The organism is Bifidobacterium crudilactis (genome assembly GCF_000738005.1).
Classification (GTDB): Bacteria; Actinomycetota; Actinomycetes; order Actinomycetales; family Bifidobacteriaceae; genus Bombiscardovia; species Bombiscardovia crudilactis.
Window position 1 is genome coordinate 68,221 of sequence record NZ_JHAL01000002.1, and the last position, 25,504, is coordinate 93,724.

Annotated in this window: 20 protein-coding genes; 15 read left to right on the top strand and 5 right to left on the bottom strand. The window is 59.2% G+C overall.

Annotated elements, in window-relative coordinates; translation table 11 throughout:
• Positions 1 to 108 precede the first annotated feature (108 nt).
• Positions 109 to 399 (bottom strand): hypothetical protein, encoded by a 291-nt coding sequence (locus DB51_RS02495; protein ID WP_156958199.1) that lies wholly within the window; start codon positions 397 to 399, stop codon positions 109 to 111.
• 186 nt (positions 400 to 585) lie between these two features.
• Here DB51_RS02495 and DB51_RS02500 point away from each other — a divergent pair, with 186 nt between their 5' ends.
• From DB51_RS02500 to DB51_RS02540, 9 genes are all read left to right on the top strand, one after another.
• Positions 586 to 1,923: a C1 family peptidase gene (locus DB51_RS02500; RefSeq protein WP_034251450.1), complete on the top strand. Its 1,338-nt coding sequence runs from the start codon at positions 586 to 588 to the stop codon at positions 1,921 to 1,923.
• Between the two features lie 260 nt (positions 1,924 to 2,183).
• A complete protein-coding gene (locus DB51_RS02505; protein ID WP_034251453.1) occupies positions 2,184 to 3,332 on the top strand; it encodes a 3-deoxy-7-phosphoheptulonate synthase in 1,149 nt (382 codons plus the stop codon).
• A 102-nt stretch (positions 3,333 to 3,434) separates the two neighbouring features.
• Complete coding sequence (locus DB51_RS02510) at positions 3,435 to 4,625, top strand: 3-deoxy-7-phosphoheptulonate synthase (RefSeq protein WP_034251456.1); 1,191 nt, start codon at positions 3,435 to 3,437, stop codon at positions 4,623 to 4,625.
• Between the two features lie 86 nt (positions 4,626 to 4,711).
• Positions 4,712 to 5,461, top strand: a complete 750-nt coding sequence (gene mtnN, locus DB51_RS02515; RefSeq protein WP_051867211.1) for a 5'-methylthioadenosine/S-adenosylhomocysteine nucleosidase — start codon at positions 4,712 to 4,714, stop codon at positions 5,459 to 5,461.
• 444 nt (positions 5,462 to 5,905) lie between these two features.
• Positions 5,906 to 6,427, top strand: coding sequence for a 50S ribosomal protein L10 (gene rplJ / locus DB51_RS02520; protein WP_034251460.1), 522 nt, complete (start codon positions 5,906 to 5,908; stop codon positions 6,425 to 6,427).
• Positions 6,428 to 6,536: 109 nt separating this feature from the next.
• Complete coding sequence (rplL, locus tag DB51_RS02525) at positions 6,537 to 6,920, top strand: 50S ribosomal protein L7/L12 (RefSeq protein WP_034251463.1); 384 nt, start codon at positions 6,537 to 6,539, stop codon at positions 6,918 to 6,920.
• Positions 6,921 to 7,376: 456 nt separating this feature from the next.
• Complete coding sequence (locus tag DB51_RS02530; protein WP_034251465.1) at positions 7,377 to 9,029, top strand: variant leucine-rich repeat-containing protein; 1,653 nt, start codon at positions 7,377 to 7,379, stop codon at positions 9,027 to 9,029.
• Between the two features lie 7 nt (positions 9,030 to 9,036).
• Positions 9,037 to 12,693 (top strand): hypothetical protein, encoded by a 3,657-nt coding sequence (locus tag DB51_RS02535; RefSeq protein WP_051867212.1) that lies wholly within the window; start codon positions 9,037 to 9,039, stop codon positions 12,691 to 12,693.
• Positions 12,690 to 12,893 (top strand): hypothetical protein, encoded by a 204-nt coding sequence (locus DB51_RS02540; protein WP_034251467.1) that lies wholly within the window; start codon positions 12,690 to 12,692, stop codon positions 12,891 to 12,893. The genes DB51_RS02535 and DB51_RS02540 overlap by 4 nt, the downstream gene beginning before the upstream one ends.
• Here the strand turns inward: DB51_RS02540 and mscL are convergent.
• From mscL to DB51_RS02560, 4 genes are all read right to left on the bottom strand, one after another.
• Positions 12,874 to 13,401, bottom strand: coding sequence for a large conductance mechanosensitive channel protein MscL (gene mscL, locus DB51_RS02545; protein WP_034251470.1), 528 nt, complete (start codon positions 13,399 to 13,401; stop codon positions 12,874 to 12,876). The genes DB51_RS02540 and mscL overlap by 20 nt on opposite strands.
• Before the next feature lie 122 nt (positions 13,402 to 13,523).
• Positions 13,524 to 14,135: an SAF domain-containing protein gene (locus DB51_RS02550; RefSeq protein WP_162174610.1), complete on the bottom strand. Its 612-nt coding sequence runs from the start codon at positions 14,133 to 14,135 to the stop codon at positions 13,524 to 13,526.
• A gap of 370 nt (positions 14,136 to 14,505) precedes the next feature.
• The gene (locus tag DB51_RS02555; RefSeq protein ID WP_034251474.1) at positions 14,506 to 14,703 is read right to left on the bottom strand and encodes an FmdB family zinc ribbon protein; all 198 of its coding nucleotides are present in this window, start codon (positions 14,701 to 14,703) and stop codon (positions 14,506 to 14,508) included.
• Positions 14,704 to 14,798: 95 nt separating this feature from the next.
• On the bottom strand, positions 14,799 to 15,407 hold the full coding sequence (locus DB51_RS02560; RefSeq protein WP_034251476.1) for a 5-formyltetrahydrofolate cyclo-ligase: 609 nt from the start codon (positions 15,405 to 15,407) through the stop codon (positions 14,799 to 14,801).
• 231 nt (positions 15,408 to 15,638) lie between these two features.
• Between DB51_RS02560 and DB51_RS02565 the strand changes: the two genes are divergently transcribed.
• The 6 genes from DB51_RS02565 to DB51_RS02590 all read left to right on the top strand — a co-directional run bounded on the left by DB51_RS02565 (position 15,639) and on the right by DB51_RS02590 (position 25,493).
• Positions 15,639 to 16,292, top strand: coding sequence for a GNAT family N-acetyltransferase (locus tag DB51_RS02565; RefSeq protein ID WP_034253467.1), 654 nt, complete (start codon positions 15,639 to 15,641; stop codon positions 16,290 to 16,292).
• 64 nt (positions 16,293 to 16,356) lie between these two features.
• Positions 16,357 to 17,742 (top strand): hypothetical protein, encoded by a 1,386-nt coding sequence (locus DB51_RS02570; RefSeq protein ID WP_034251478.1) that lies wholly within the window; start codon positions 16,357 to 16,359, stop codon positions 17,740 to 17,742.
• 262 nt (positions 17,743 to 18,004) lie between these two features.
• The gene (locus DB51_RS02575) at positions 18,005 to 19,750 is read left to right on the top strand and encodes a hypothetical protein (RefSeq protein WP_156958201.1); all 1,746 of its coding nucleotides are present in this window, start codon (positions 18,005 to 18,007) and stop codon (positions 19,748 to 19,750) included.
• Positions 19,751 to 19,976: 226 nt separating this feature from the next.
• A complete protein-coding gene (gene groES, locus DB51_RS02580; RefSeq protein WP_034251480.1) occupies positions 19,977 to 20,270 on the top strand; it encodes a co-chaperone GroES in 294 nt (97 codons plus the stop codon).
• Between the two features lie 162 nt (positions 20,271 to 20,432).
• A complete protein-coding gene (locus DB51_RS02585; RefSeq protein ID WP_156958202.1) occupies positions 20,433 to 21,458 on the top strand; it encodes an AAA family ATPase in 1,026 nt (341 codons plus the stop codon).
• A 27-nt stretch (positions 21,459 to 21,485) separates the two neighbouring features.
• Positions 21,486 to 25,493, top strand: coding sequence for a transglutaminaseTgpA domain-containing protein (locus DB51_RS02590; protein WP_162174611.1), 4,008 nt, complete (start codon positions 21,486 to 21,488; stop codon positions 25,491 to 25,493).
• Positions 25,494 to 25,504: the final 11 nt, after the last annotated feature.

The following is a 25,504-nucleotide window of genomic DNA, read 5'->3' on the forward strand; positions in this document are numbered from 1 at the left end:
CGTTGATACTGGCTTTCACTAGTGAGGCCTTGACTCTTGCCTGTTCTCCCTGCCTGAGCTTGATAAACGATCGATTGAATTGCTTCGTCGTTTCAAAGCGATCTATCTTCACTGGCTTTTCCCAGACAAGTTATCAAGATATTGACCGATGTCGCTGGCTGGCACGGATGTGGTTTCGCCGTCGCGTAGTTCGCCCTCCGCTTTATCGATGTCTGCTAGCAGCCGTTCGGTAGGGACGAAGGAATCGTCGTCAATGACGATAGGGTGTCCGTTAATGAAACGTCGCAAATCATTTTCAACGAGTGTGCCGAGCGAGATACCCAGGCGCTGCGCACGGCGACGTGCCGCATCCTTGATGTCTGCATCCAACCTGATGGTCAACGTTGTAGAATTACTCATAATGATAAAGGTAACACAAAGCGAGTGCATACGTCAATTATTGAGCCGGTATAAACGTGATATAGGATGGCACAGGGATCATCCGATACGGGCGATAAGCACTGTCCGTATGAGCACTGTGTGGGGAGTGCCGTGCGGATGAATCATATGTAAATGAATTATGTGTAGATGAAGGAATAACATCAAATGACAGATACCCTTAAGCCCTTGGATCAACAGACGCTGACCGGGTTGAATACGCAATTCGCTTCGAGCTCCGCCAACAGAGTGGCGATGAATGCGGTGACGGCGGCAGGCATAGGCGAGGTCTCCCGCAATTACGACAGATCCCGTCTGCTTCAACGTCGCTTCTCCGTGACGGTCGATAACGGGGAGGTGACCTCGCAGGAGCGTTCGGGCCGTTGCTGGCTGTTCAGCTCGCTGAACGTAGCACGGTTCATCGCCAAGCGCGCGCTGAATCTCAAGGAATTCGAGTTTTCGCAGAACTATGCGATGTACTTCGACAAGCTGGAGCGCATCAACTATTTCGTACAGGACGTCGCGGCGCTGATACGTCAGGGCGAGCCCAGCGATTCCCGTCTGATTCAGCATCTGCTGCAGGACGTGATGGGTGACGGCGGACAGTGGACGATGGCCATGAACGTCTACACCAAGTATGGTGCGGTGCCGAAGGATCTCTTCCCTGAGACAGCGTCATCCAAGAACACCACCGAGATGAATCATCAGCTCCGTGCGCTGCTGCACCAGGCCGTTGCCCATATGTATGCCGAGGGCGCCGACATCGAGCGCATCATGAAGGACACCGTCGAGGCTGGGCATCGCATGCTCACCATCCACCTCGGCACGCCGCCGACGAGCTTCGACTGGGAGTGGACCGATGCGGATGGCGAGTTCCACAGGGATGGCAGCGTCACACCGCAGCAGTTCTGGCACAAGTATGTGGACGCCGGTCTCGAGGACTATGTATGCCTCGTGGACGACCCTCGTGCGGAACATCCCAAGGGGCGCAAAATCGGCATCGAGCATCTGGGCAATGTCGTCGGTGGTGCTGCAACCGAGTATCTGAACGTTCCCGGACAGTTCATGAAGGACTGTGTGCGCAAGATTCTCAGCGAGCAGGGTATTCCGGTCTGGTTCGGCGCGGATTGCCACCCGATGATGGACCGGAAGAACGGCGCATGGGCGACGGATCTTTTCGAATACGGTCGCGTCTACGGCGTCGATTTCGATTTGGACAAGGAGCAGCGTGTGCGCTTCGCCGATTCGGCGATGAACCACGCGATGGCGTTCGTCGGTGTGGATGTCGCTGACGACGGCTCCACCACCCGCCGCTGGAGGGTGGAGAACTCATGGGGATGCAAGATCGCCGATAAGGGCTACTTCACGATGGACGACCCTTGGTTCAGCGAGTTCGTGTATGAGGTCGCCGTACCGAAGTCGATGCTGCCGAAGGAATATCTTGACGCTCTCGAAGAGCCTGCCATCATGCTTCCTGCCTGGGACCCGATGGGTGCGCTCGCCTGAGCGAATGCCCCGAACGGCAACAAGTCGACAAGGGCTTGGATGAAGATGCGCATGACGATGCGAGTGGCTGTGACATGTCAGCCCCTCACCGTCGTGCGCATCGTCATATGCGCAGTGTGGATGGAGTATGGATGGAGTATGGATGTTCGGTGCGCGAAGGCCTTGACATCCGCTATTGTGGGGAGTCGCGATATCAGGGCTCCTCGCAGTGAGAGAGCCCGGACAAGCTGTTGACAATAGTCGGTCGTTGAGGAGATGTGATGGCGGAGCTGCGTGGGCCTGACAGTTCGGAAGATGTGAAGCGTCGACGGTTGGGCGAACAGGCGGTCTTTCCCGAAACCGTCGACGTGAACATTCGTCAGCTCGATCCCATTCCGGCTCCGCGTTCCTTCATCAAGGAGCTGCCATTGGGCGCGGAACAGGCGAATCTGGTTCTGAAATCCCGCCACGATGTACGTCATGTGCTCGGCGGCAGCGATGATCGCCTTCTGGTGATCGTAGGGCCCTGTTCCATTCATGATCCCGCGGCCGCCAAGGACTATGCGCGCCGCCTGGCCACCGTCAGCCATGAGCTTGGCGACCGTCTGGTCATGGTGATGCGCGTGTATTTCGAAAAGCCCCGAACCACCGTTGGATGGAAGGGCCTTATCAACGACCCTGATCTCGATGGCACGTACGATATCCGCAAAGGCATGTGGCTCGCCCGCAGAACCCTGCTCGATGTGCTCGACGCGGGCATACCGGCCGCCACTGAATGGCTGGACCCGATCACTCCGCAGTATCTCTCGGACGCGGTGAGCTGGGGTGCCATCGGTGCGCGCAACACCGAAAGCCAGGTCCATCGTGAATTGGCCAGCGGACTGTCGATGCCGGTAGGCTTCAAGAATTCGACGGACGGCAACGTGAAGGCTGCAGCCGATTCTTGTTTTGCTGCCGCATCAGAGCATCACTTCCTGTCCATCAACCTCGACGGCCATGTCATAGCCGCCGAGACGCGGGGTAATCCGGATTGCCACCTGATACTTCGTGGTTCCTCACACGGTCCGAACTATGATGCGGAATCGGTCCGCAGCGCGATGCAGGCTCTGGGCCGTTCCCAAGCCAGCGGGCCGAGTCTGCACGGGCTCATCATCGATGCAGCGCATGGCAATTCCGGCAAGGACGAAGTCATCGAGGCCGATGTGGTCGAGCGCATCGCGGCAAGGCTTGCCGCAGGCGAAACCGGAATTTCGGGCATCATGATGGAAAGCTTCATCGAAGCGGGCAATCAGCAGCCGGCTCCCCTGTCGCAACTCGTATACGGGAAATCGGTGACCGACCCTTGCATTCCCTGGGAACGCACCAATCAGCTCCTGCACACATTGGCAGATGCCGTGACCTCGCGACGTCACCTGGAATCAGGCAGATAACTGCACCATCAGTGAAGTTCAATCAGCATAATTAAGGGAAATAACTTCACTGATGATGCAGTTGTCTCTGTTGGGTACACTAGGTCGGGAATGGAGGAGCCGATGGATGGCAGTCGCACCGAGAATGAATCCGAGCAGCATGACGCCGTACGCAAGGCGATAGCCGCCGGGGAGAATCCCCTGTCGATCGACGGGGTTCCCCGTTGGGAGGATGAAGTCGGCATAGACCCCATCGTCAACCGGCGCGTGCTGGAACTCGACCCCTTGCCCACACCGGCTCGTGTACTCAGCGATCTGCCGCTGACGCAGGCTTCGCGCGATGTGGTCGCATATTCGCGCGATGAATTGCGTGCCTGCCTCTACGGGCAGGACGATCGGCTGCTGGTGATCGTCGGCCCCTGCTCGGTTCATGATCCTCGTGCGGCCCTCGACTATGCTCAACGCCTGGCACGTCTGAAGAAGGAGCTCGAAGGGGAACTGATGATCGTGATGCGGGTGTATTTCGAGAAGCCGCGCACCACCGTCGGATGGAAGGGGTTGATCAACGATCCGGACATCGATGGCAGCCATCGCATCCGCAAGGGTCTGCTTCTTGCGCGAAAGATTCTTCTGGACGTTCTGAGCACAGGACTGCCTGCGGCGACGGAGTTTCTGGAACCGACATCCCCGCAGTTCATTTCCGATGCCATCACCTGGGGGGCGATTGGCGCTCGCAACACCGAAAGCCAGATTCACCGCCAGCTCGCCAGTGGTCTGTCCATGCCCGTCGGCTTCAAGAACGCCACCGACGGCAGCGTGAAGGCCGCTGTGGACGGGTGCTTCACGGCAGCACAGCAGCACACCTTCTTCGGCATTGACCACGAGGGACGTGCGGCGGCCGTCGAGACGCTCGGCAACCCGGATTGCCATGTGGTCCTGCGTGGTTCGTCGCACGGCCCGAATTTCGACCAGGCTTCGGTGCGTGAGGCCATGAAGAGCGTGCGGAGGGAGTTGCCCGCGCAATCAGCCGCCGCGCATGGCCTGGTAATCGATGCCTCCCACGGCAATTCCGGCAAGGACGAGCACCGTCAGATGCAGGTCGTGCGCAATATCGCCTCGCGTATCGCCGCAGGGGAGCAGGGCATCACCGGTCTGATGATGGAGAGCTTCATCGAGGGCGGCAATCAGCCCGCCGCACCCCTCGCTCAGCTGGTGTACGGCAAGTCCATCACCGACAGGTGTATTTCCTGGCCGGATACCGAACGGCTTCTTCGGGAGTTGGCCGATGCGGTCAGCACTCGCCGATGGAATTAGGCGCAAGACGAACCGTATACACGCGCTCCTTCGTTTCCGGTATTCCCCCGGCTATGCTCGAATGAGCGTAGAACAGGAGAATTGGTATGACGGAACAGCAAGGCACTGAAACTTCACGGCAGGTCGGCGCTTCGCAGCAGGCGGTGGCGATTATCGGCGCTCTGGAAGAAGAAGTGAATCTTATCGCCCGGTCGCTTCATGACGTCGAGCACATGGAAGCCTCACGACGGGCGGGTCTCGACGTGGTCAGCGGGACGCTTCACAAGGATGACGGCGGCGACATCAGGGTGGTCGCGACGGTTGGCGGCATGGGCACGGTCAACGCCGCAGCGACGACGCAGCATCTCATCGACGTGTATCGGCCCGGAGCGGTCATCTTCTCCGGTATAGCGGGCAATCTGAATCCTTCCCTGCATATCAACGATGTGGTGCTCGGCGGCACCTTGCGCTATCTGGATTCGGATATGCGTCTTATCGGGCAGTTCGCACCCAAAACCGAGGAATTCCATTCCGACGGTCATCTGCTGGATGTGGCCGATAGAGCGCTGTCGCAGATGGACATCACCCATATCGTGGGCATCATCGCCTCAGGCGATTATTTCGTCGATACTCCGGAGAAGACGCAACAGGTCGTCCGGGAGACCGGTGCCGACGCGGTGGAGATGGAAGGCGCGGCCGTCGCTCATGTCGCCGCACGCAACGAGGTGCCGGCTCTGGTGATCCGTGCGCTCAGTGATAACGCCGATACCGATTACGAGGTGTTCAAGGAATTCGACATCAGCGAATATGCGGATACCGCCGCGCGTCTGGTCATCCGGATTCTCACGCAGCTCTGAACCTGAGACAAATGACTTTTCGGCGTGTATGGGGCCATCTAATACGATAACTGCACTAAAAGGACAGCTTTTCGGAGAAATTTTTACCATATTGCTGTCCTTTTAGTGCAGTTATCTAACTCTCTGGTGTCGCACACGCTCGGGGCGGCCGGGAACATCCGTGAACTTGCGGTGGTCGGCAACTGCGTGTAGAGTCGCACGATGTAAACCACAGACCGTTGGTTGGAACTATTTGGTTCACGAAGTTTGGTTCGCCAAGCCATCGCAGGTTGAGATTGATTGCCCTTCACGGGTGTTCGTGGCGCGAGAGCGCAAAACGAACCGAGATTGATGCTCCGCCTGCGTGCGGGGCTTTTTTATTGCCCTGATTTGCGCTTATCAGATGTGCGTGCATCACTGGTTGCGAATGCAATCCGATTGACGGCCGCTTTAGGAAGGAACGCCATGAAAAGGCCCGAAAAGGAAGAGGTGGTTGCAGAGCTTACGGGTAAATTCCGTGATGCCGACGCAATCCTGCTCACCGAGTACCGCGGGCTCAGTGTCCCGCAGATCGCAGACCTGCGTGACAAACTAGGCCGCGATACTTCCTATGCCGTGGCGAAGAACACGCTCGCACGCATTGCAGCCAAGGAGGCTGGTGTAGACGGACTCGACGAATTGCTCGCCGGACCCACCGCCATCACCTTCGTCAAGGGCGATTATGTCCAGGCAGCAAAGACCTTGCGTGACTTCAACAAGGCAAACAAACAGCTCGTCGTCAAGGGCGGTTTCGCAGACGGAACCATCTATGACGCCGAGGGTGTAACCAAGCTCGCGGATCTCGAATCCCGCGAGGTTCTGCTTTCCAAGATGGCCGGCGCGCTCAAGGGCACGATGGCCAAGGCGGCATTCGCCTTCGTCGCACTGCCTACCAAGGCCGTACGTACGATCGATGCGCTGCGCGAGAAGCAGGAGCAGGCCGCCTGATAATCACCGCGGTGTATTCCGTGGCTTTGGCTGTCTCACTGGTAACAACAAGAAGATGTGGCGATTCGCACCGTAGGGTGTGGAATCGTATGAATGAAAGGAAGCCATTATGGCTAAGCTCTCTGCTGATGAGCTCCTTGACGCGTTCAAGGAAATGACCCTGGTCGAGCTCTCTGACTTCGTCAAGAAGTTCGAGGACGAATTCGACGTCGAAGCTGCTGCTCCCGTAGCCGCCGTCGCCGCTGCCCCCGGTGCAGCCGCAGGTGCTGCCGAGGAAGAGAAGGATGAGTTCGACGTCATCCTGTCCTCCGTCGGTGACAAGAAGATCCAGGTCATCAAGGCCGTTCGCGCCCTGACCAACCTTGGTCTCGCCGAGGCGAAGGGTCTCGTTGACTCAGCTCCTAAGGCTGTTCTCGAGAAGGCCAAGAAGGAAGACGCCGACAAGGCCAAGGCCGCTCTCGAAGAGGCCGGCGCGACTGTCGAACTCAAGTAGTTATCGCTGTCCAAAACCCCGCATGCGCTCACTGTTCCTTGCGAATGGCGAATGTACGCGGGGTTTTTGCATGCGTACGCACAATTTGAGAGCTGACGATGTCAATATATGTCGGTGTCTGTCGTTTGTGTAGGGATTTCTGCGATGAGATACCGTCCGTCTGATTCACATTGACGGAATTCCTCGGAAATTCGCCCCATCATGCGCGGTTGTACATAGAAATCCCTACACAAACGCAACTTATGTATGTCTTCGGTCTCAAAACCCCTCGAATTTGCAATACGGCAGCTATTTCACGGCTAGCGAAGCCTCTGATGCGGTCAAGGGGGTGCAAGAGTGGTGTCGAATTCAATGATTATGGGAGAATGCCGCCAATATCCCTCACCATCCAGTGTTTTCATGACACAATGACAGGTAGTGTGTAGTCTTGGACATTTTTCAGGGAGGACGACAGCAGTGAGTGGTGAGCAGCGACCGTCGCAGCAGTGGATCGTCAAAGTCAGTGGTGCGGAAGACGTCTCAGTGGCGCCTGGCGAGAGTATCGAAATCGGCAGAAAGCCGATGCGTCCCATAGCGGGCGATGATGTCCGGCGTCTTGATGTTCCGGACAGCACCAAATCCATGTCGAAACGTCATGCCGTTTTCACGGTGACGGTTTCGGGTTCGGCGACGCTTCGTGACTGTGGCTCCACGAACGGTTCCTACATCGTGCGCAACGACGGCGGTTTGATCAGGGTGCCCCTGGATACCGACTTTCTGCTCCCGCGTTCGCCGATGCGTTTCCAGTTCGGGGACGTGCCCGTCGATTTCGTCAAAGTCTCGGTCGCCCGCGACGATAAGCCAGCTCAGAGCGTTGCCGACCTGTTTACCTATGCCACGTCCGAAGCGGCCAAAGAACCGGATGCCGCAGATATGTCCGTTGATGACATCCTGGACCTGCGTGCCGGTGAACCGACGAGCGCATTCGACGCCAGCAGCGTGCGAAGCAGAATTCATGCCCTGCACGACCAGGCGATAAGGGACCAGCAGGAGTATGGCCAGGAGCCGTCCGAGGGCGATGCCGCGCATCCTCTGCAGAACAACAGCGTTCAGGCCGGTATCCAGGCGAAGTTGTCCGGCGCTCCGGAGTCACAGGAGCAGTCCCGGGAACAAGGGCTGTCGGATGCCGCCCATGATGAGGCGGAGAGCACCACGGTCATGTCACCTATCCGCGATGGCGCAGCGAAGGCCGTCGCTGCTTCGTCACCGTCTTCCAACCCTCTGGCGGGAACCCAGTCAGATGACTCCGGGCAGCGGGATGATGAGCAGACGACCAGGAGCGACGGACAGGCCGCAGGCGAGGACATCGCCACGGGTGAAGGCGCCGACGATGCCGAGGGCGCTGACGAGAATCGAGTCCCAGCGGCAGGCTCCGAGCCGCAGCTGGCGGATGTTCAGGCTGCCCCCTCACATGACCAGGAATCATCCGGGTCGGAGGATACCGTGCCTGCGGATGACGTTGCGAACCCCGCGGACCATGCACAGCGCGATCTCTTCGCCGACGCGTTGGATGGCGTATTCGCCGGTGATGCCGGTGATGCCGGTATTCAGGAAGGCAATGTGAAGAGTGCGGCAGCGAGCGCGGACAACGATTCCGCGACGATGCTGCCAACGGCGGTGGCTCAAGGTGCCGCAGCGGCACAGACGGCCGCGAATGCCGTGCACTTCGAACCCCTGGCGGCCGCTCGGCTTTCGTCGCAGGAACAGTCCCGTGAGCAGGAAGCCTTCGAACATTCGGATGCGGGTCAGCCGACGAGCGCGGTTCTGCAGTCCTCGGCGATATACGAGCCGGGCTCTGTTTTTGAGCGTGTGTCTCAGGGCGATTTCGACCAGCACCAGCCTGTGGTGGAAGTGGAGGGCATGACCTCCGACGATGCCCGGAACACCAGGGATTTCGCGGAGCAGTTCGAGATGGCCAAACACCCGGAGCTGCTGCCTTTCCTGGCCATGAATGTGGCTTTATACGACGATTTGTATGCCTGGCTGTCTGCTCAAGGCAATCAAGATGTGGATACCGCCCTGTCCAAGAACAAGGGATATCAGGAGTATTTGGCGGCGACACGGAAGTGAGTAATGAATGAGTGAATCACAGGGTATCTCCGAGACGGAAGCAACGGGCGCGCCGAGTAATGAGCCGCTTTCGCTTGAACGCATTCGTCAGTGGCGCCGCTCATACCAAGCGGGCGTCGGTTCCACACCTCTGGAGGATATTTCACAACTCTCCGCCAGCCTCGACCTGACCCATGCACACCCTTCCGGCATAGCGCAGCTTTTCGCCAGCGGGCAGGTGCATCTGGATGGACTGTTCCGTGATAACGGCATGCTGAGAGCTGCGAACCGTCGTTTGGAACGGGTGTTGGATGACAGGGCAACCAAGGAACGCATCAGCGGCTGCGCCGAATTGTCGCTTATCATCGGAGTCGCCACATGGCAGGGCAACTCCATGCCGGTGCTGCTGTACCCCGTGACCATCGAGAGAAACGCGGCCTCCTTCTCCAAATCATCCATCCGCTTCACCGGCAAAGTCGGCATCAACAGCGCTCTGGTGTCCGCACTGCGCGAACGAGGAATCGGGATAGATTCGAAGGAGCTTTTCGACTCTTCTCATTACGAGGGCGGAACGCCTGAGACATCCGCCCTGTTCAGTGTGATTTCGGGGCAGGCGCAGCATCTGATTCAGGACTTCACCATTGACCGTAAGGTGATTCTGGGCTGCTTCGTAGAGCCCTCTGCTCTGCTGATGGGTGAGAGCCTGCAGATCATCGACGACCTTGAAGACGGCCCCTTGGGCAATACGGTTCTGGACGCGCTGGCGGGTGACCGCAAGTCCATCGAGGAACTCAGTCATCAGGAAGTGCCGGAATTCAGTCCTTTCGACGCCGATCCCCATGCGGAATTCGATATAGGCGATGTAGACAACTCCGTGAGATACGCCTCCTTCCTGGCCGCGGCAGGCAAGTCCGTATTCGTCGACGAACCTAATGGCAAGGCGGGCGCAGTGCACGCTGCGGCAATCGCCTCGCGGTGCGTGATGAATGGCAGAAGCGTGCTCTACGTGCCCTGTGTGGCAGATCAGAAGAGGCAATTCGCTCAGGAACTGCGCAGCAGCGAAATGAACGATTTGATGCTGGACATCACCGAAGGCGATACCAACAAGGCCATAGACCGCCAGCTCATCAACGCGGTGGGATTCCAGCCGGGGAGCGCTTCGGCGCATTTCGACCAACTCGCCGACGAGCTTGTCGGCGTGCGTTCACGGCTCACCCGGTATCTTGGTGATTTGCACGGGATTAGCGAGCAGTGGGGCGTCAGCGCATACCAGACCATTCAGAATCTGGCCAATATCGCCGCGCTGCCCTCTCATCCGGCAACGCACGTCAGGTTGAGTCCGCAGACCACGCGAAGCCTGGTCTCTTCGATGAAGCAGTGGTGTCAGAAACTCGAGCGTGCCGCAGAACTCGGAGAGTTCACCATCGGCCCGGACGACACGGCGTGGTATCACGCAGGGCTGTTCACCGAGGATGAAGCCGTGGGCGCGTATGAGCGCGTGGTGCGGATGCTGGAGAACCTGCTCCCCGCCACACGCACGCAGGTCGCCGCGACGGTCAACACCTGCGGTTTCCCCGTTCCCGCAACAGCCCAGGACTGGAGCCGGCAAGTCGCCGTCCTCAAGAATCTCAGGCGCGTGCTCGACGTGTTCCAGCCGGAGATTTTCGAACGCGACATCGCCGCGATGATAGAGGCATCGAAGTCGAAGGCGAAGCGCAAGACCGAAGGCACCTCGATGGGATTCTGGGAGCGCCGCCGTCATGTTAAGGAGGCCAAGAGTCTGCTGAGAGCGGGCGCGCAGGTCGAGAATCTGCACGATGCCCTGGTCGTCGTGGCCAAGCAGTCGGCGCAGTGGCGCACCCTGGTGCCTCATGGAGGCTGGCCCGTTCTACCGAATCGTCTGGATGACATCATCGAGACCGAGGATGCGGTCTCACGCGATATGACCGCCCTGAACGTCGTTCTTGCATCCACGCCTGAAGGCGGTGATTTGGAGTCCATCGGCCTCAACGATGTGGAGAACAGACTCAGGCGCTTGTTCGAGGACCATCTGGCTCTCGAATCCTTGCCTGAACGCAGCACGCTCGAACGCGATTTCCAGACCATGGGGCTCGGTGAGCTGGTGGAGGATCTGCACGCACGTCGCGTCAAACGTGAAGGTGTCGCGGCGGAACTGCAACTCGCCTGGTGGACCACCGTCTTCGAGGACATCGTACGTTCCTCGGCAATCATCTCGAACCAGGACGGTTCGGCCTTGTCCAATGCCGCCGAGCGCTTCAACCAAGTCGATACCGAGCATGTGCGCAGCGTGGGCGCGATGGTCGCTCAGGAGGCTACCAGGAGGCTTTCGGAACAGCTGTTCGCGCGTACCCAGGAAGCGAATCAGCTGCACACGCTGCTTGCCGGGAGACATAAGCTGCCGCTGAGCAAGTTGCGTCAGGCGCATCCGACCCTGTTCTCTGCCGCCAAGCCCATTCTGATAGCTACTCCCGCAACGCTTGCGGCTCTCACCGAGCCCGAACAGCTGACCGATGTGGCCATAATCGATGCAGCTGCCCACGTCCCGTCGATCGAGTTGCTGAGCATTCTCAGCCGTGTTCGTCAGGTGGTCGTCATCGCCCATGGTCCGACGGTGACCTCGGAGGGTCTCAAGGCATTGATGGGCATGCTGATACGAGTTCCCGTGCGTACCAGGCCCGATCGCCGAGCGCCGCAGTTGTCGGGCTTCCTGCGCGACCATGGCTATGGCGAGCTGCAGGTAGACCCGGCTTCGGAGAATGCTCGCGGAGTGGTGACGTACACCCGTGTCGAAGGCAGCGGCGTCCCGGTGATGTCCTCGGGGCTGGTCGAATCCAGCCAGCAGGAGATCGACAAGGTCGTCGAGATGCTCAGGCATCGTGCGCGCAGCTTTACCATCGTTCCGGCCTCCTATCTGCTCAGCGTGGTGACCTTGTCTCCCACTCACCGCACCAGGTTGGGTGCGGAGTTGAAGTCATGCGCGGCAAAGGACAAGGCTTTCGGGGCTTTCCTTAGACATGTCAGAATCATCGGACTCGACGAGGTGGCGGGTGCGCGGGCGAGCGACGTGATTCTGTCCCTCGGATTCGCCAAGACCATGCATGGTCGTCTGTTGCAGCAGTTCGGCGAGCTTGAGGGCGAAGGTGGTCAGGGAATGCTTCTTGACGCTTTGGCGCTTGCCAATCGCAACCTTGATATCGTCAGTTCCTTCTCATCGCAGGACCTGGAGGACGAGCGAATTCACCAATCCGGGCCGCAGCTGCTGAAGGTGCTGTTGGCCTGGGCGGAGCAATTGAATCATGCAGGTACCGAGGGGCTTCCCGTCGCGCATGAATCGGGTTCCGATATTCTCCTCAACGATCTTGCGGAGCGCATCAAGGCAAGAGGTCTGCAGGTAGCCGTTGATTACGGCAGCGAGAAGGGGCCGAGGATTCCGCTGGTCGTGGGAATCAAAGGCAAGGCCTTCGGACTCGCCGTTCTGACCGACAACGCTGATTTCATGAGCATTCAATCGACTCGGGCACGGCATCGTTTCATCACGGAGGATCTGCAGATGCTCGGCTGGTCAGTCATCACGGTCTGGAGTGTGGCTGCATTCGTGAATCCCGAGAAAGAGGTGGACCGCATCGTCGCTCAGCTGGCCCAGATGTATGGTGATCTTCAATGAGCGCAGCAGGGCAGCCCTCTTCACCGAGGAAAGCGCACAGGCGTGTGGTTCTGAAAGGCACCGAACGCTTCGACGCGGACGGCGTGAAGGAAGAACCGGGTGACATGACAACGAAAAGCGCCCAGGACGCCGATGACGATCAGCGTATCCTGGGCGAGCTTCCACCTCACTGGGGTGTGTTCAGCGCAGAGAAGGATTGATGGCGCTCGGACTGCTCGGCGAACCGTTGTTCAACTGGTCGCGAATCTCCTGAAGCAGCACGACGGTCTGTTCTTCCGGGCTGGGCTCTGCCGGTGATTCCTCTTCCTCGACTCCGGTGGCGGCGCGGGTCATATCGCGCAGCTTGTTGATCGGCAGAATAATGCAGAAGTACACGGCGGCGGCGACGATCAGGAAGTTGATGATTTCACCGATGATCGCACCGAATGAGATGGTGGCGCCGTTGTAGGTCAGGGTCAGCAGCTTGGACATGTCGGCCTTGCCGAAAATCATGGCGATCAGCGGGCTGATGAAGGACTTGACGATGGAGTTGACCACGGCGGTCACGGCGGCGCCCATGACCACGCCGACAGCCATATCAACCATGGAACCGCGGGAGATGAACTTCTTGAACCCTCCCAGAGGGCCCTTGTCGGTCAATGCGGAAAGTTGCTGTGAAGCGTTGAGGGCCTTGTCGGTCATGCTGTGCGACGAACTTCTTGAAGCCATGATTGCTCCTTCTACGGCATAATGCCGTGCTAAACAATGAATCTACAAATGGATCTCACTGCCATATTATGGTCGAATGTGACTGTTTCGTGTGTTGAATCGCTCAAACATGAGGAAACTCACTAATGCGTGGTCACTGCAAGGATGGGCCGTGAGCTCTGATGGGATATGACGGCCAATGCATCCTGTGGGGGCAGTGCGAACTCCACCGAGGCGTAGCCTGCCTCCTCGTCGCGCACGGCGGAGAACAGTCCGGAATCCCCGTCTTCTTCCGGGAAGCTGACCACCAGCGCTTCCTCGCTGAGCGAGCAGGGCTCCTCTGACGTTCCGAAATCAGCAGATTCATCAACGGGTGAGGTCTCTTCGGTTGCCTCGTCCGGAGTCGTCTCGCCCTTCGACGCACATGTTCCTGACGTGACCAGTCGGACCTTTTCGCCGATTCGCAGGTCGCCGGGGAGGCTGGCAAGCCTGATGCGAATCTTCGTCAGGCCTCGTCCCGCCTCGACACTGGTGGTCAGTGCCTCCCGGTAGATTGCCTGTCCTTTGGCGATGTCGATAAGCGCCGTGAGATGCGCTCCTTCGCTCTCGGCAGTCAGCGCGCCTCGCAGGGCATCATTGCGCGGCGCCTGAACCTGCACCAGTGAAGACCCGTCGAGGATGTCGCCACGTCGTATATCTCGTCTGGCCACGAGCAACGGCACGGTGTCCGCGCTCAACGCGGATATATATTGCATCAGGGAATACACGCACAGCGCCAGCAGCACGGCACAGACGAGGCGGCGCAGGTGATGACGAATTCGTCGGTGTTTGAGACCGTCGGTGATGGGGAGGTCGGCACGACCTAAGCGGAAAGGCAACATAGCGCTATATTGCCGCCACGCGGAATATGCCACTGCCTGGATTGGGTCATGTGGACGAATGGGACGACATGCACAATCAGCGGCGCGGCGCTCGCGTGAATCGAAGCTGGATGAACCCGCTTGGCATGTAATGGCTCGCCAAACACGATAACTGCATCAACAGGACAGCTTTTCCGAGAATTTTTCCCAGATTGCTGTTCTTTTGATGCAGTTATCTACAACAGCGCAGGCGCGCCGCCTCCTGTTACTTCTTGGAGCTGCTCGAACCGCCGTCGGTCCGGTAGAATCCATGCCCTTTGAACTCTATGGGTACTGCGGAGAAGACCTTGCGCACCTGTTGTTCCCCGCAACGAGGGCATACGGTTATAGGCTCGTCATCGAATGACTGATATTCGGTGAAATCATACTGGCAGTTCTTGCAACGGTAATGGTAGGTAGGCACCGCTTCCGTCCTTCGTTAACTATTCGGCGTTCATCTTGGCGGCGTCCTGTGAGGGCGCTTGCTTCCAACACCGTATTATTGCACTTCTTCGCATCCTACGGCATCCGAGTGGCTAGGAGCGTGAAACCGTCTGGAGTGAGTACGCCGTCCATGCGCACATCATGCGGTTCCGCGGGCAGGGTTTCCTTCTGGAATTCCCATGGCCAGCAGACGGCAAGCGTCAATGCCGTGGGGGAGCGATGCCGCAGCGCCTGATCGTACCAAGCGGCTCCACGCCCCAGCCGGTTGCCTTGACGGTCCACCGCCAGAGCCGGGACGAGGATGATATCCGCCTTACTCAGAATCTCGGGAGGGAGCACCTCCGAATCGGGTTCTTTGGGTCGATGCGTACCCGCGTCCTTAAGAGAACCCATATCGTCGAGTCTTCCCCACAGCAGCTCCCGTCCTGTGCCAAGTCGGGGCACCAGCAGCGTGTGACCGCTTTCCAACAGCCAATCCAGCAAGGGGAGCGTCGAGGCTTCCGTGCCCATGGAGACATAGGCCGCCACCGTGCCGACGGACGATGCCAGCGACGATTTGCGCAGGGTGTCACGTATGCGCAGTCCGGCTTGCAGGCGAACGGCGTCGCCGAGACCTTCGCGCAGCGACAGCGCCTTGCTTCGCGCCGCGTCTTTGGTCTCGTGCATTCCTTGAACAGCATCCATATGCCCGTTGTACCAGCAGGTACGGTAACGCCGAGGTGTCATGGGGCATCTGGCATGGGCATCTGTCATCGGACAATCGATGTGCATGGAGGGTGTTGCCTCCTTCGGCAGGTTCCAGGCAGGCGGCGGGATCATGTGAATATCCGCATGCAGCGTGCGGGCATCTGCACATATGACGGCTCGCCCGAGCAATGGTGGCTGCCGGACGGTGCGAATGCGACAATGGTCCATATGTCTGTCTTTCAAAGCTTGAAGGCCGCACTGCAGCCTCACCCGCAGTCCACGGCACTGCATATTCCCGACGAGATCACCGCGCCTGCGGGATTCGAGGCTTTGAGTCTGTCGCGGTTGACGCTTGACGACCAGAAAGAGTGGAATGAACTGCGTTGGAGCAACAGGGAATGGCTGAGTCCTTGGGAATCAGGCGACCCCATGCATGGGGCGGGGATGAGTTTTGCGCAATGGGTGCATCACGAGCGGCAAGGCGAGGATGCCGGAACGGGCGTGGTGTTCATGATGAGGTTCCGTGGGAGCATCGTCGGGCAGCTTTCCCTGGGCGCCATATCCTACGGTTCCATGCGGATCGCCACATTGGGATACTGGGTGGATCAGGCATGGGCCGGTCACGGCTTCACTCCCTTGGCGGTCGCCATGGCCTCGGACTGGGCGATGCTCGATCCGGAGGGGCCCCATCTGCATCGTATCGAAATCGCCATTCTGCCTGAGAATCGACGTTCAAAGCGGGTGGTCGAGAAGTTGGGACTGGATTACGAAGGTGTTCGCAGGAAATACATGTACATCAACGGTGAGTGGAGAGACCATGAACTCTACGTGCTGTCCGCCGAAGCGATAGGCGAGTCGCTCACCACACGTCTGCAAAGCTGAGATAATTGCCGACACACCATGCAAATCTTTTCATTCCGCACTTCTCTCAACTATCGTGGGGCGTATGGATTACGAGTCACTGAGCAGCGTCGTGCTGGCGGTGATGGCCGCAGTCCTCATTCTGGGGTGGTTGCCGAAACGCACGACTCGGGGTATGAAGCGGGCATCCGAACATCGGGAGGACCGGTATTCGTCCTCTTTGCACATCGTTGACGCAAGGCATGCGACACGGTTCAGTGATGAGGATTCGCAACAAACGAAAGGTTTGTCCATGGAGTCACAGCAGCAACGACACGATTCCGCGTTCTCACAGGAGAGGGTCGCCCGCATCAGAACGATGAGGCGCCAAGCGGTTCGTAGGCGTCAGATACTCGTTGCCGCTCTCGTCGCCGTCACCGTAGTGGTGATTGTTCTGGCCTTCTCCATGCAGTTCAGTCCCTTCTTCGCGCTGATTCCCGCCTTGGCCACGGTCACCGTGCTGGTTCTGGGTGCCAAAGCATCCAGCGATGCACGTCGCTGGGAGCAGGAGCTCTCGGAAGCCAATAGAAACAAGGTTGTCAGGAAAGCGGCGCGGACCCATGAGGTGGAACGCAGAAGCCACGCCGACGGTTCCAAGCAGGACCCAAGGGCGCAGACGCCCAAGGACCCCGAGCCCGTGTACATGACCGTTGACGGGGCTTTGGGCGCCACCGCCCCCGATGCTCAGCTTGAGGACGACAGCTCCACCGCGGTGATTGCAGCCGGTGATGTACACGACATCCTTCGGCAGGCCGAGCAGGACAAGCGGCAGGCCTTGGCCCTTCGCCGGAAGCGTGCGGAGCGCAAAGAAGCCATGCTTCGTCAGGAGGAGGAGAGCCTCGGTGTCGAGAGCCACGGTGCCGAAGCTGTCCGTGACGATGCAGACCGGTCTGATGCAGCTGCTGACGCAGATGCGGAGCACGAGGACAAGGCTCTGAGCGAGAGGACACGAGGTCAGAAGGTACAGGGTCAGAAGGTACAGCAGACTTCGCAATCTGCCGTGCGGACGGCCGATGACGAGATTCCTGACGCTACCAACGAACTCAGCAGGATTTCACCCTCGCCGGCTCTCGATGCCTTCGAAATGGCTGCCGCTCAGGATTTGATTTCATTCTCTCTTGGAGAGGCCCGCGGCAAGGAGCCTGTACCGGCCGAGGAAGTCGAAAGCCTTGAGATAAAGTCCGTTCGTCAAGTTGCCACCGCTGTGCCGAAGGAAGCCGTATCGGCACCGCAGCATGGTTCCCGTGAGAGCGCAAGTGGGAAAGATTCGCAGAGTGCATCTGCGAAACGCGATGCAGACGATGAGGTTCCAAAGGATGCCTCGGGTTTCCATGAAGCCGAATCACATGCCGCTGTCGATGCGCCTGAACAGACTTCGGACTCCTTGGGAGTCAATCTTGAATCCATTCTTGCTCGCCGAAGCAGGTCCTGAGGTCAATCGGTGGTTCCTGCCACGTTTGTGTAGGGATTGACGGCGCCAATGCAGCCGGTGGGTATCAGAAGTGTTGGCATGCCAACACTTCTGTTGACGTAGTGGTGTTACATTCGATGAAATCCCTACATATTCGCATGGGGGGCCTCTGCAAGCCCATATTGCTATTCTCGTAGGTATATGTGGCCATGTGGCCTGCCAATGACGGCATGGAGAACGGTTATTCGCTGGAACGGTTAGACGATACGGTCGGCGGTGCACAGTGTCGAGCGACGATTGGAGCGGAATGTATTCGGATTTCGGTGCCTTTGCAAAGGCTTTGGATAATGGGGTCGTTCCGGTGGGCAGGGATGTGCTGATCCCATCCCAGGCAGTTGGCGATGAAGCAATGGCCGGCTCCCATGACCAGTACCGTGTGAGGATTCACAACGCGGGGATGGCAACGCTTCTGCGCGCGGAGTATTCGCAATCCGATATTGCCGTCCTGCTTTCCAAAACCGCGGGTATTCGCCGTATTCAGGTTGTCGAACAACCATGGGGGACTTTCATCAACGCCGCATCCTTCGATTCGCAGGACGAGGCTTCCGCAACCAACTATGATGCGGTCTGGGTCAGAGATTCCATCTGGGGGTACTACGCGCTTGCTGCTGAAGCGGGCAGGGAACAGGACGCCAAAGCCGTCCTGTTGACGCAGCTGTCGTATCTGGCTTCGCAGTCCGAGCGTATGGACCGGGTCATCGCAAGACCGGAACTGCTCGATATGCCCGAGCCCGTCGGCTCGATGAATGCCGTCCACATCCGCTTTGACGCTCAGTCGCCGGACTATGCGGATGTGACGGAGCACGGTGAAGCCCAACCCTGGACCCACAAGCAGAACGACGCACTTGGATTGGTAATCGCCGCCAGCGTCCATGCGCTCCGAGACGGCTCAGTCACGCTTGATGAGCTGTCGGTGCCTGTCCCCGTGCCGGGCTCGAAGGCATGCTCCGAAAATGACGCGCCATCCGCTTCGACGCGGGACGCGGCCGCCCATCCAGCGCTGAATTCACGTCTTGCGGGTCTTGTGCGCCTCGTCGCCTACCTCCATGCGGTGAAATTTCAGGAGATGGAGGATTCCGGCGCATGGGAGGAGCAGCCCAGACGCAATACGTCCTCCATAGGCATTGTGGTGTCGGCGCTTGAGGACTTGCGTGCTCTGCTGGGCGGAGCGGTGGTCGAGCACCAATCACCGGCACGTCAAGAGCGGAGTTCCCTGGCACGGGCGTATGGGGCTGTAGTATCCGCTCTGCATCTGGAGGGTCTTGCGGACGCAGAGTCCATCTCGACGCTTATCGTGGAAGGGAACGAGGTCCTTCATCGTCAACTCCGCATGGGCGGCGAATCACCGGATTATCCGGTGGAAGACGCCAGGTATCGTCAGGCTGATGCGGCTTTGCTGTCACTGATTTATCCTTGCAGGCCGAAGGAGCTCAATCTTGCTGAAGAGCTGCACATCCTGCAGATAGTCGGCTCCCTTATCGGGGATTTCGGTATCAGGCGTTATCTTCACGACACCTATCAATCGGCGAATTTCTGGTGGCACGACATCAAACCGGATGCCGATCCGGAAAGTCATGCCAAACGCGAGGCCGAGTTCGTGCGGGGAACCGAAGCCGAGTGGTTCTTCGACTCGTGGTACGCCACGTGCTGTCTGGTGGTCGCCAAGGAGATGGAAGCCGACGGTATGCGGACCGGCCTGCCTGCAGGTGCCTCGATGTCACCGGTGATGCTTCGCGAGGCGGCAGTGAGGCATCTGAACCGTGCTCTAGGGCAAATCACCGGCGATGGCATGGTTTCGGCTGACGGCAAACCCGTCGGACCGGATTTGCTGCCAGAAAGCTATAACCGCATCGTTGCCCGGCATGATGACGGGAAGGTCTTCACCTGGGCGGTCCCGAGTCCCATAGCGCCATTGAATTGGGCGAAGGCCTCGTTGACGCTGTGTCTGCAGGAATTTCTGCAGGAGTGATGCTCGGGCTTCGATTCTTGAGCGCCGCGTCACGGCACCGGGCACGTATCCCCTCGGACCGTGCTCTCGGTGAGCGAAAGCATTAGCACTCAAGTTGGCAGAGTGCTAATTACGCGCTACCATGACCTGTAGCGCAACAGAACATCCGTGGAGTGTCCCGTCAGCCTCTCGACGCTGCTCTGGCGCGGAAATAATCGATTCTCTTATAAGAAAGAGGAGGTCCACAGTGTCGATCTCACTCACACCGTTGGAAGACAAGATTGTCATCAAGCAGGCAGCTGCCGAGACCACGACCGCTTCAGGTCTGGTCATCCCCGACACCGCCAAGGAAAAGCCGCAGCAGGGCGAAGTGCTTGCCGTGGGGCCTGGACGTCGCGACGATAAGGGCGAGCGCGTTCCCGTCGATGTCAAGGAAGGCGACAAGGTGCTGTACTCCAAGTACGGCGGCACCGAAGTTCGCTATCAGGGCGAGGATTACCTGATCGTCTCTGCACGCGACGTTCTGGCCGTGCTGAACTAGCTTCCTTATCGCGCGGACGACGGCGGAAGATTCCGCTGGTATGCGCGATTCCCGGCACGGTGCAGACCGTTGCCGGTCAGATGCATAGCACAGCAATGTTGCCGATGACCCCGTTGATTGCCGTAAGGCTTTCGACGGGGTCATTGCGTAGAATAAGGGCAGATGTCGGGGCATCCGATGCGTGCATTGCGGGGGATTGATATGGAAACAGGCCATCTGGCGAACCGTCTGGTCAACGCGCTTGACACTGTGCTGTCCTGCCCGCAGGCGGTTATCGAGCTTGCCGTGACCACAATCTGTGCGGGTGGGCATCTGCTTCTGGAGGATGTGCCGGGAGTGGGCAAGACCACCATGGCCAAGGCTCTTGCCAAAGCCATATCCGGTGATGCCAATCGCATACAGTTCACGCCGGATATGCTACCGAGCGATCTGACCGGCGTGAGTATTTTCGACCAGCGTTCACAGGAGTTCGTGTTCCGTGAAGGGCCGCTGTTCGCCAACGTCGTCATTGCGGACGAGGTGAATCGTGCGAATCCCAAAACGCAGTCGGCCATGCTTGAAGCCATGGGCGAAGGCAATGTGAGCGTGGACGGGAACACCTACACCTTGCCCGAGCCCTTCATCGTCATAGCGACTCAGAACCCTGTCGAGCTCGAGGGCACATATCCCCTTCCCGAGGCTCAGTTGGATCGTTTCACCGCCTGCACGAGCATGGGGTATCCGCCGGCTGACGTCGAAAGCCGTGCGATAGCGAGAGTCTCGGGGGAGGACCCGCTGAATGGTCTCGAAGCCGTTTGCGCTCTGGAGGATGTGCGCGAACTGAGAGCCCGGTCCGCGAGGGTATTTGTCGCTCCGGAGATTGCCGACTACATCGTGGCAATACTGAACCGTACCAGGCACGATGATGAGATTGTCCTCGGAGCCTCGCCGCGAGCGGGCTTCGCGTTGGCTTCCATGGCGAAGGCGCGAGCACTGGTGCATGACCGCGATTATGTGACTCCTGACGATGTGGTGGCCTTGGCTCAGCCCGTGCTTGCACATCGGCTGATTGTCAAGGATTCTCGAGGGTCTTCAGCGCTCGAACGCCGCAGAGGAATCGTGGACAGGGTGCTTTCACAGCTCGCGATACCCAGTGCGGCGCGTGAACGCGATGGGCATGCGAAGCCGTTCTCCCTGTTCAGGAGGTGAGCGACGATGATGGGGCGAGGGATTCGGATGTCGCGGCGGTTTGGCCGACGACGGCAGATGTTCCGCCCCACGTTGGCCGCTGCGGTGCTGTCGATCGTCGCCGTCGCCTGCATGGTTTTCGGATTGTCCTTCGACGATAGGGTGTTGCTGGCGGCGTCCACAGCCATGATATTCGCGTTGTTGCTGTCCGGTGTGCTCACCATGGTGCAGTGGCTGATATTCGCACCCTCTTTGGTGAGTACTCTCGATGATTTCAATCCACGGTTCCGCCTGGATGTTCGACGGGGTGGACTGCTGCGGCGTCTGCTGCTGCCTCGCGACATGCCACTTGCGGAGCAGTGGGTGCGGCTCGACCATCGGGGGAGGGTCGTCGCACGCTTCCATGCGACCTTGCCCCGAACGCGAGGACTGTTCCGCCTGGAATCGTTGATGGTCACATGGAGCGACCCCTTCGGCCTGTGGAAGGCGCGCAGGAACATCGCCCGCAGTGGAGACGAGATGGTGCTGCTTCCCGATGTGGGGTATGCGGCCGACAAAACGACCAAGCTTCCTTCGGCTCTTGCAGCGGGGGACCATCAGAGCATGAGCGGAGTGAGGAATTACGAATACGGTGATTCCCCACGGATGATTGCATGGAAATACACGGCACATCGTGGTGAGCTGATGACCAGGGAAAGCATGCAGGAGCAATCGGCCGACACCCTATGGCTTCTGGACCCGGCGGATGCTGACCTGGAATCCTGCGTTATCGAGCTGCTCGCTCATCTGCACTCATCCATGCCGCGTTCCGATGCCATGATGTATTCGGACGGTACCGGCATCTATCGCGAAACGATGCCGATATTGCGCCAGTTGGCGGCTGTGCACCATCCTCGGTCCGCTGATGTTGAGGCTCCGGTGCCTTGGGCATCGTTGCCGGACGTCATCCGAGCCTTCAGAGACAATACGATTCCCCATCCCGTGATAAGCATGGTGAGCACGAGCCCGGAGGACGATGTCGCCACGATGATGGCGTCCTCGGGCCAACGCAGTGGTTATCGGATACTGCACCCCGTAAGCGCACCCGATGCCGAGGTGATTGCGCTGCCGGACATGGACGACGAGGGGTATGCTCCCGCTCTGGTCGGCGGGCGTTCCGCAGAACAAGGTTCCAAACATTCGGGCGATATGAAGGCGGCCCCTTCTTCCGGGGACCTCAGCGATAACCGTCCTCCGTCGGAACGGAGACCGTCGGAACGGGGATTCGACGTCGTCAAGACCTTGACGACCATAGCCTGCCTCGGGGTGCTCGCCTGGGTGACCATCCGAACGATGGGTGGTGTATTCGACGGGCAGGAGGCGTGGTGGCCGTACTTCCTGTCGGGCGGATTCGCTGTTATCGCGATTGACGTGGGACGGTGCATGCGCAGACAGGCGCAATCTCTGGTGAGGGCCTTCGTCTGCTGCGCGGCGGTCATGCTTCTGGCTCTGCTTACGGTGATGATTCGTGTTCACCAGGTCAGGGGTTACTGGCTGTTCATCCCCCACACCCAGCAGGTGACCGTCGGCGCGGGGGAAGTGGCAGAGGATTGGGAGCCGGTGACCACCACGCTCTGGGATGTCATGGTCAGAGGATTCTCGCATGTATATGCCCAGTATCCTCCGGTGGATGTGAATGCCGAGGCGGATGCGCTGATCATCGTGGCGGCGGCGGTCCTTATGGTGCTGATGCGCATCATGCTGGTGCAGTTTCGTTGCGCGCCGGCCGTGGCGCTGATGACCGTCGTGCTGATGGCGACAACGTATCAGGTCACGGGGGAGGCGACGCAGACGACCTCGATAGCTCTGGTGATACTTGCCGGAGTGATACTGCTGTGGAGCACGTCGGCCATTCGCATCGCCTTCCCTGCCCCGATGCTGCTTTCCGCTGTCGTGGCGGCACTGAGCATCGCCGTGCTGGCTCCGATGCTGGTCGTGGCGCAGGCGGTGTCCATCCCCATCGTGCCCAGTGCAGGACTCTTCTCGAGTGGAACAATCAATCCGATGGTCGATCTCAAGCGAGGTCTTCAGGAAGGCTCCAACGCCACGGCGCTGACCTACCGGGCTCCTGCGGCGGTATATACGCGCCTGTCGACACTGGACAGATTCGACGGTGATACATGGTCCTTCGGTGCGCCAGTATCCGTAGACATGAACCGTTCCTCATCCTATGGCGGTGATTTCACTCAGGTCGGTGACGGGTATCTCCTTGGAGGCGGTGACGATGCCGACATCCTGTGGGTCACACCGCTGATGAAATATCTCGTCGCCAACGATCCGAATGACGCATCCCAACGATTCATCCGCTCGTCGCAGGATTCCAGCCGGTATGTCCTTGACGCCACAATCACCATCAATGCTCTGAGGACCCGCTACCTTCCCGTAAGCGGCGAAGTGCTCCTGTATTCCGGAGACGCCCGTGACGGCAACTGGCACAGGAATGTGGATGGCGCATACCGCAGCGACGAGGAAAGCACATGGTCGGGTATGCGATATCGTGTGCAGAGCCTATACATCAAGCCGGTCGGCAATATCACGGATTTCGGCAGAATAGACGAGTTGCAGCAGACCATCGCCAAGCGGAAGGTATGGTTGGCTACCAATGCCGATTCGCTCGACGGTTCCTCCGGCAGCAGCGAATCCTTGGCCACAATGGACCCGCGTATCGGCGACGACACGGGAACGGGCAGGCGGTTGAGCTCCATATACGGCACGCTGCCCACGGCATTGCCCAGCAGTGTGCGGTCGGTTATCAGCCAGGCCAGAAGTCAGGGGGTTCCTACAGACGGAGCCGATGCGGCAAGCCAGCTGGCCGCCATGAAATATCTGGTCGACTATTTCAAACAACCTGATTTCGTCTACTCCTTGAATGAGCCCGATGGCAATGGCCGAGACAATATGACGATGGTGGGGGAGTTCCTACGCAGCAAATCCGGGTATTGCGTGCATTATGCCTCCGCGCTCGCCGTGCTCGGCAGGGGCATGGGGCTGTCGACGCGAATGGTGCTCGGCTACACGCCGGGGCAAAGCGTCGGCGACGGCACCTACGCCGTAGCTGAAAAACAGCTGCACGCATGGGTCGAGACCTATATCGACGGCATCGGCTGGGTGCCCTTCGATGTCACACCGGCCGCATCCGATGACTCCGGCACAGCCGATTCCACGACGGATGCATCCTCGTCGAATCAGAGTTCGCCCGCGCAGAGTCAGACCCCGATTCCTTCGACCTCAAGTTCTTCTGCCGCTCCGAGCGTGTCGGAAAGTGGGGATTCGAACACCTCGTCCGCTTCGAGCGACGACTCGGCATCATCCTCGCAAGGCAATCGGGACCTGAGCCCGCTGTTCACATCCCTGGGCATCGCCGTTGCCGTGATGTTGTCAGGGCTGTTGCTTGCGACTCCGGCCTTGTTGCGGTGCCGCAGAAGACGACGACGGTATCGTCTGCTGGACGCCGCCTTGGGGTCCGATTGGGGAACGCAATCCGGCACCGGTGCGTCGGATGAGACCGCTGCTGGTATCAGCACACCCGAGGGTGGTCATGGGGACGATATCGTGGTTACGCGGGTCTGGTCGGCTCTCTGGCTGGAGATTGTGGATACGGCCATCGACGCGGGCTTGGACTTCCCCGATACTCTCAGCGATATCGCCTTCGCGCGGGAACTGTCCGATTTGTTCGATGCCGATGAAACAGAGGGTGCCAAACACGCGCGACTCCTGCTCGCAATAGCAGGTGGGGCGGTGCAGGGCACCTTCTCGACAGGAAGAGGAGCGTCGGATGAAGGCGGCGGAGCAAAGCAGCCCTCCTACGATGAACACGCCGCCAGCGCTATCTCGGTCGACTGCTCTTCGGTCTCCCAAACTTCGGTCTCCCATACCTCGGCCCCGTTGCCGTCGCGCGAGGATGTCGAGGTGCTGCTGGGGAGAATCACCTCCCGGCTGCTTCACCGGCATTGGTGGGCAACGACCGGCTTCTTCCGAATACGCGCGTGGCTGCTGCCGAAATCGTTGTTCCGTTGAAGTGGAATCGT

What these genes read in the sequence shown, in the direction of transcription:
- DB51_RS02585 (WP_156958202.1), top strand. Translation starts at nt 20,433, where the DNA reads ATGTCGGGGCATCCGATGCGTGCATTGCGGGGGATTGATATGGAAACA.
- mscL (WP_034251470.1), bottom strand. Translation starts at nt 13,401, where the DNA reads ATGGCTTCAAGAAGTTCGTCGCACAGCATGACCGACAAGGCCCTCAAC.
- DB51_RS02505 (WP_034251453.1), top strand. Translation starts at nt 2,184, where the DNA reads ATGGCGGAGCTGCGTGGGCCTGACAGTTCGGAAGATGTGAAGCGTCGA.
- DB51_RS02535 (WP_051867212.1), top strand. Translation starts at nt 9,037, where the DNA reads ATGAGTGAATCACAGGGTATCTCCGAGACGGAAGCAACGGGCGCGCCG.
- DB51_RS02560 (WP_034251476.1), bottom strand. Translation starts at nt 15,407, where the DNA reads ATGGATGCTGTTCAAGGAATGCACGAGACCAAAGACGCGGCGCGAAGC.
- DB51_RS02495 (WP_156958199.1), bottom strand. Translation starts at nt 399, where the DNA reads ATGAGTAATTCTACAACGTTGACCATCAGGTTGGATGCAGACATCAAG.
- DB51_RS02565 (WP_034253467.1), top strand. Translation starts at nt 15,639, where the DNA reads ATGTCTGTCTTTCAAAGCTTGAAGGCCGCACTGCAGCCTCACCCGCAG.
- DB51_RS02550 (WP_162174610.1), bottom strand. Translation starts at nt 14,135, where the DNA reads ATGCAATATATATCCGCGTTGAGCGCGGACACCGTGCCGTTGCTCGTG.
- rplL (WP_034251463.1), top strand. Translation starts at nt 6,537, where the DNA reads ATGGCTAAGCTCTCTGCTGATGAGCTCCTTGACGCGTTCAAGGAAATG.
- rplJ (WP_034251460.1), top strand. Translation starts at nt 5,906, where the DNA reads ATGAAAAGGCCCGAAAAGGAAGAGGTGGTTGCAGAGCTTACGGGTAAA.
- mtnN (WP_051867211.1), top strand. Translation starts at nt 4,712, where the DNA reads ATGACGGAACAGCAAGGCACTGAAACTTCACGGCAGGTCGGCGCTTCG.
- DB51_RS02570 (WP_034251478.1), top strand. Translation starts at nt 16,357, where the DNA reads ATGGATTACGAGTCACTGAGCAGCGTCGTGCTGGCGGTGATGGCCGCA.
- DB51_RS02500 (WP_034251450.1), top strand. Translation starts at nt 586, where the DNA reads ATGACAGATACCCTTAAGCCCTTGGATCAACAGACGCTGACCGGGTTG.
- DB51_RS02590 (WP_162174611.1), top strand. Translation starts at nt 21,486, where the DNA reads ATGTCGCGGCGGTTTGGCCGACGACGGCAGATGTTCCGCCCCACGTTG.
- DB51_RS02510 (WP_034251456.1), top strand. Translation starts at nt 3,435, where the DNA reads ATGGATGGCAGTCGCACCGAGAATGAATCCGAGCAGCATGACGCCGTA.
- DB51_RS02540 (WP_034251467.1), top strand. Translation starts at nt 12,690, where the DNA reads ATGAGCGCAGCAGGGCAGCCCTCTTCACCGAGGAAAGCGCACAGGCGT.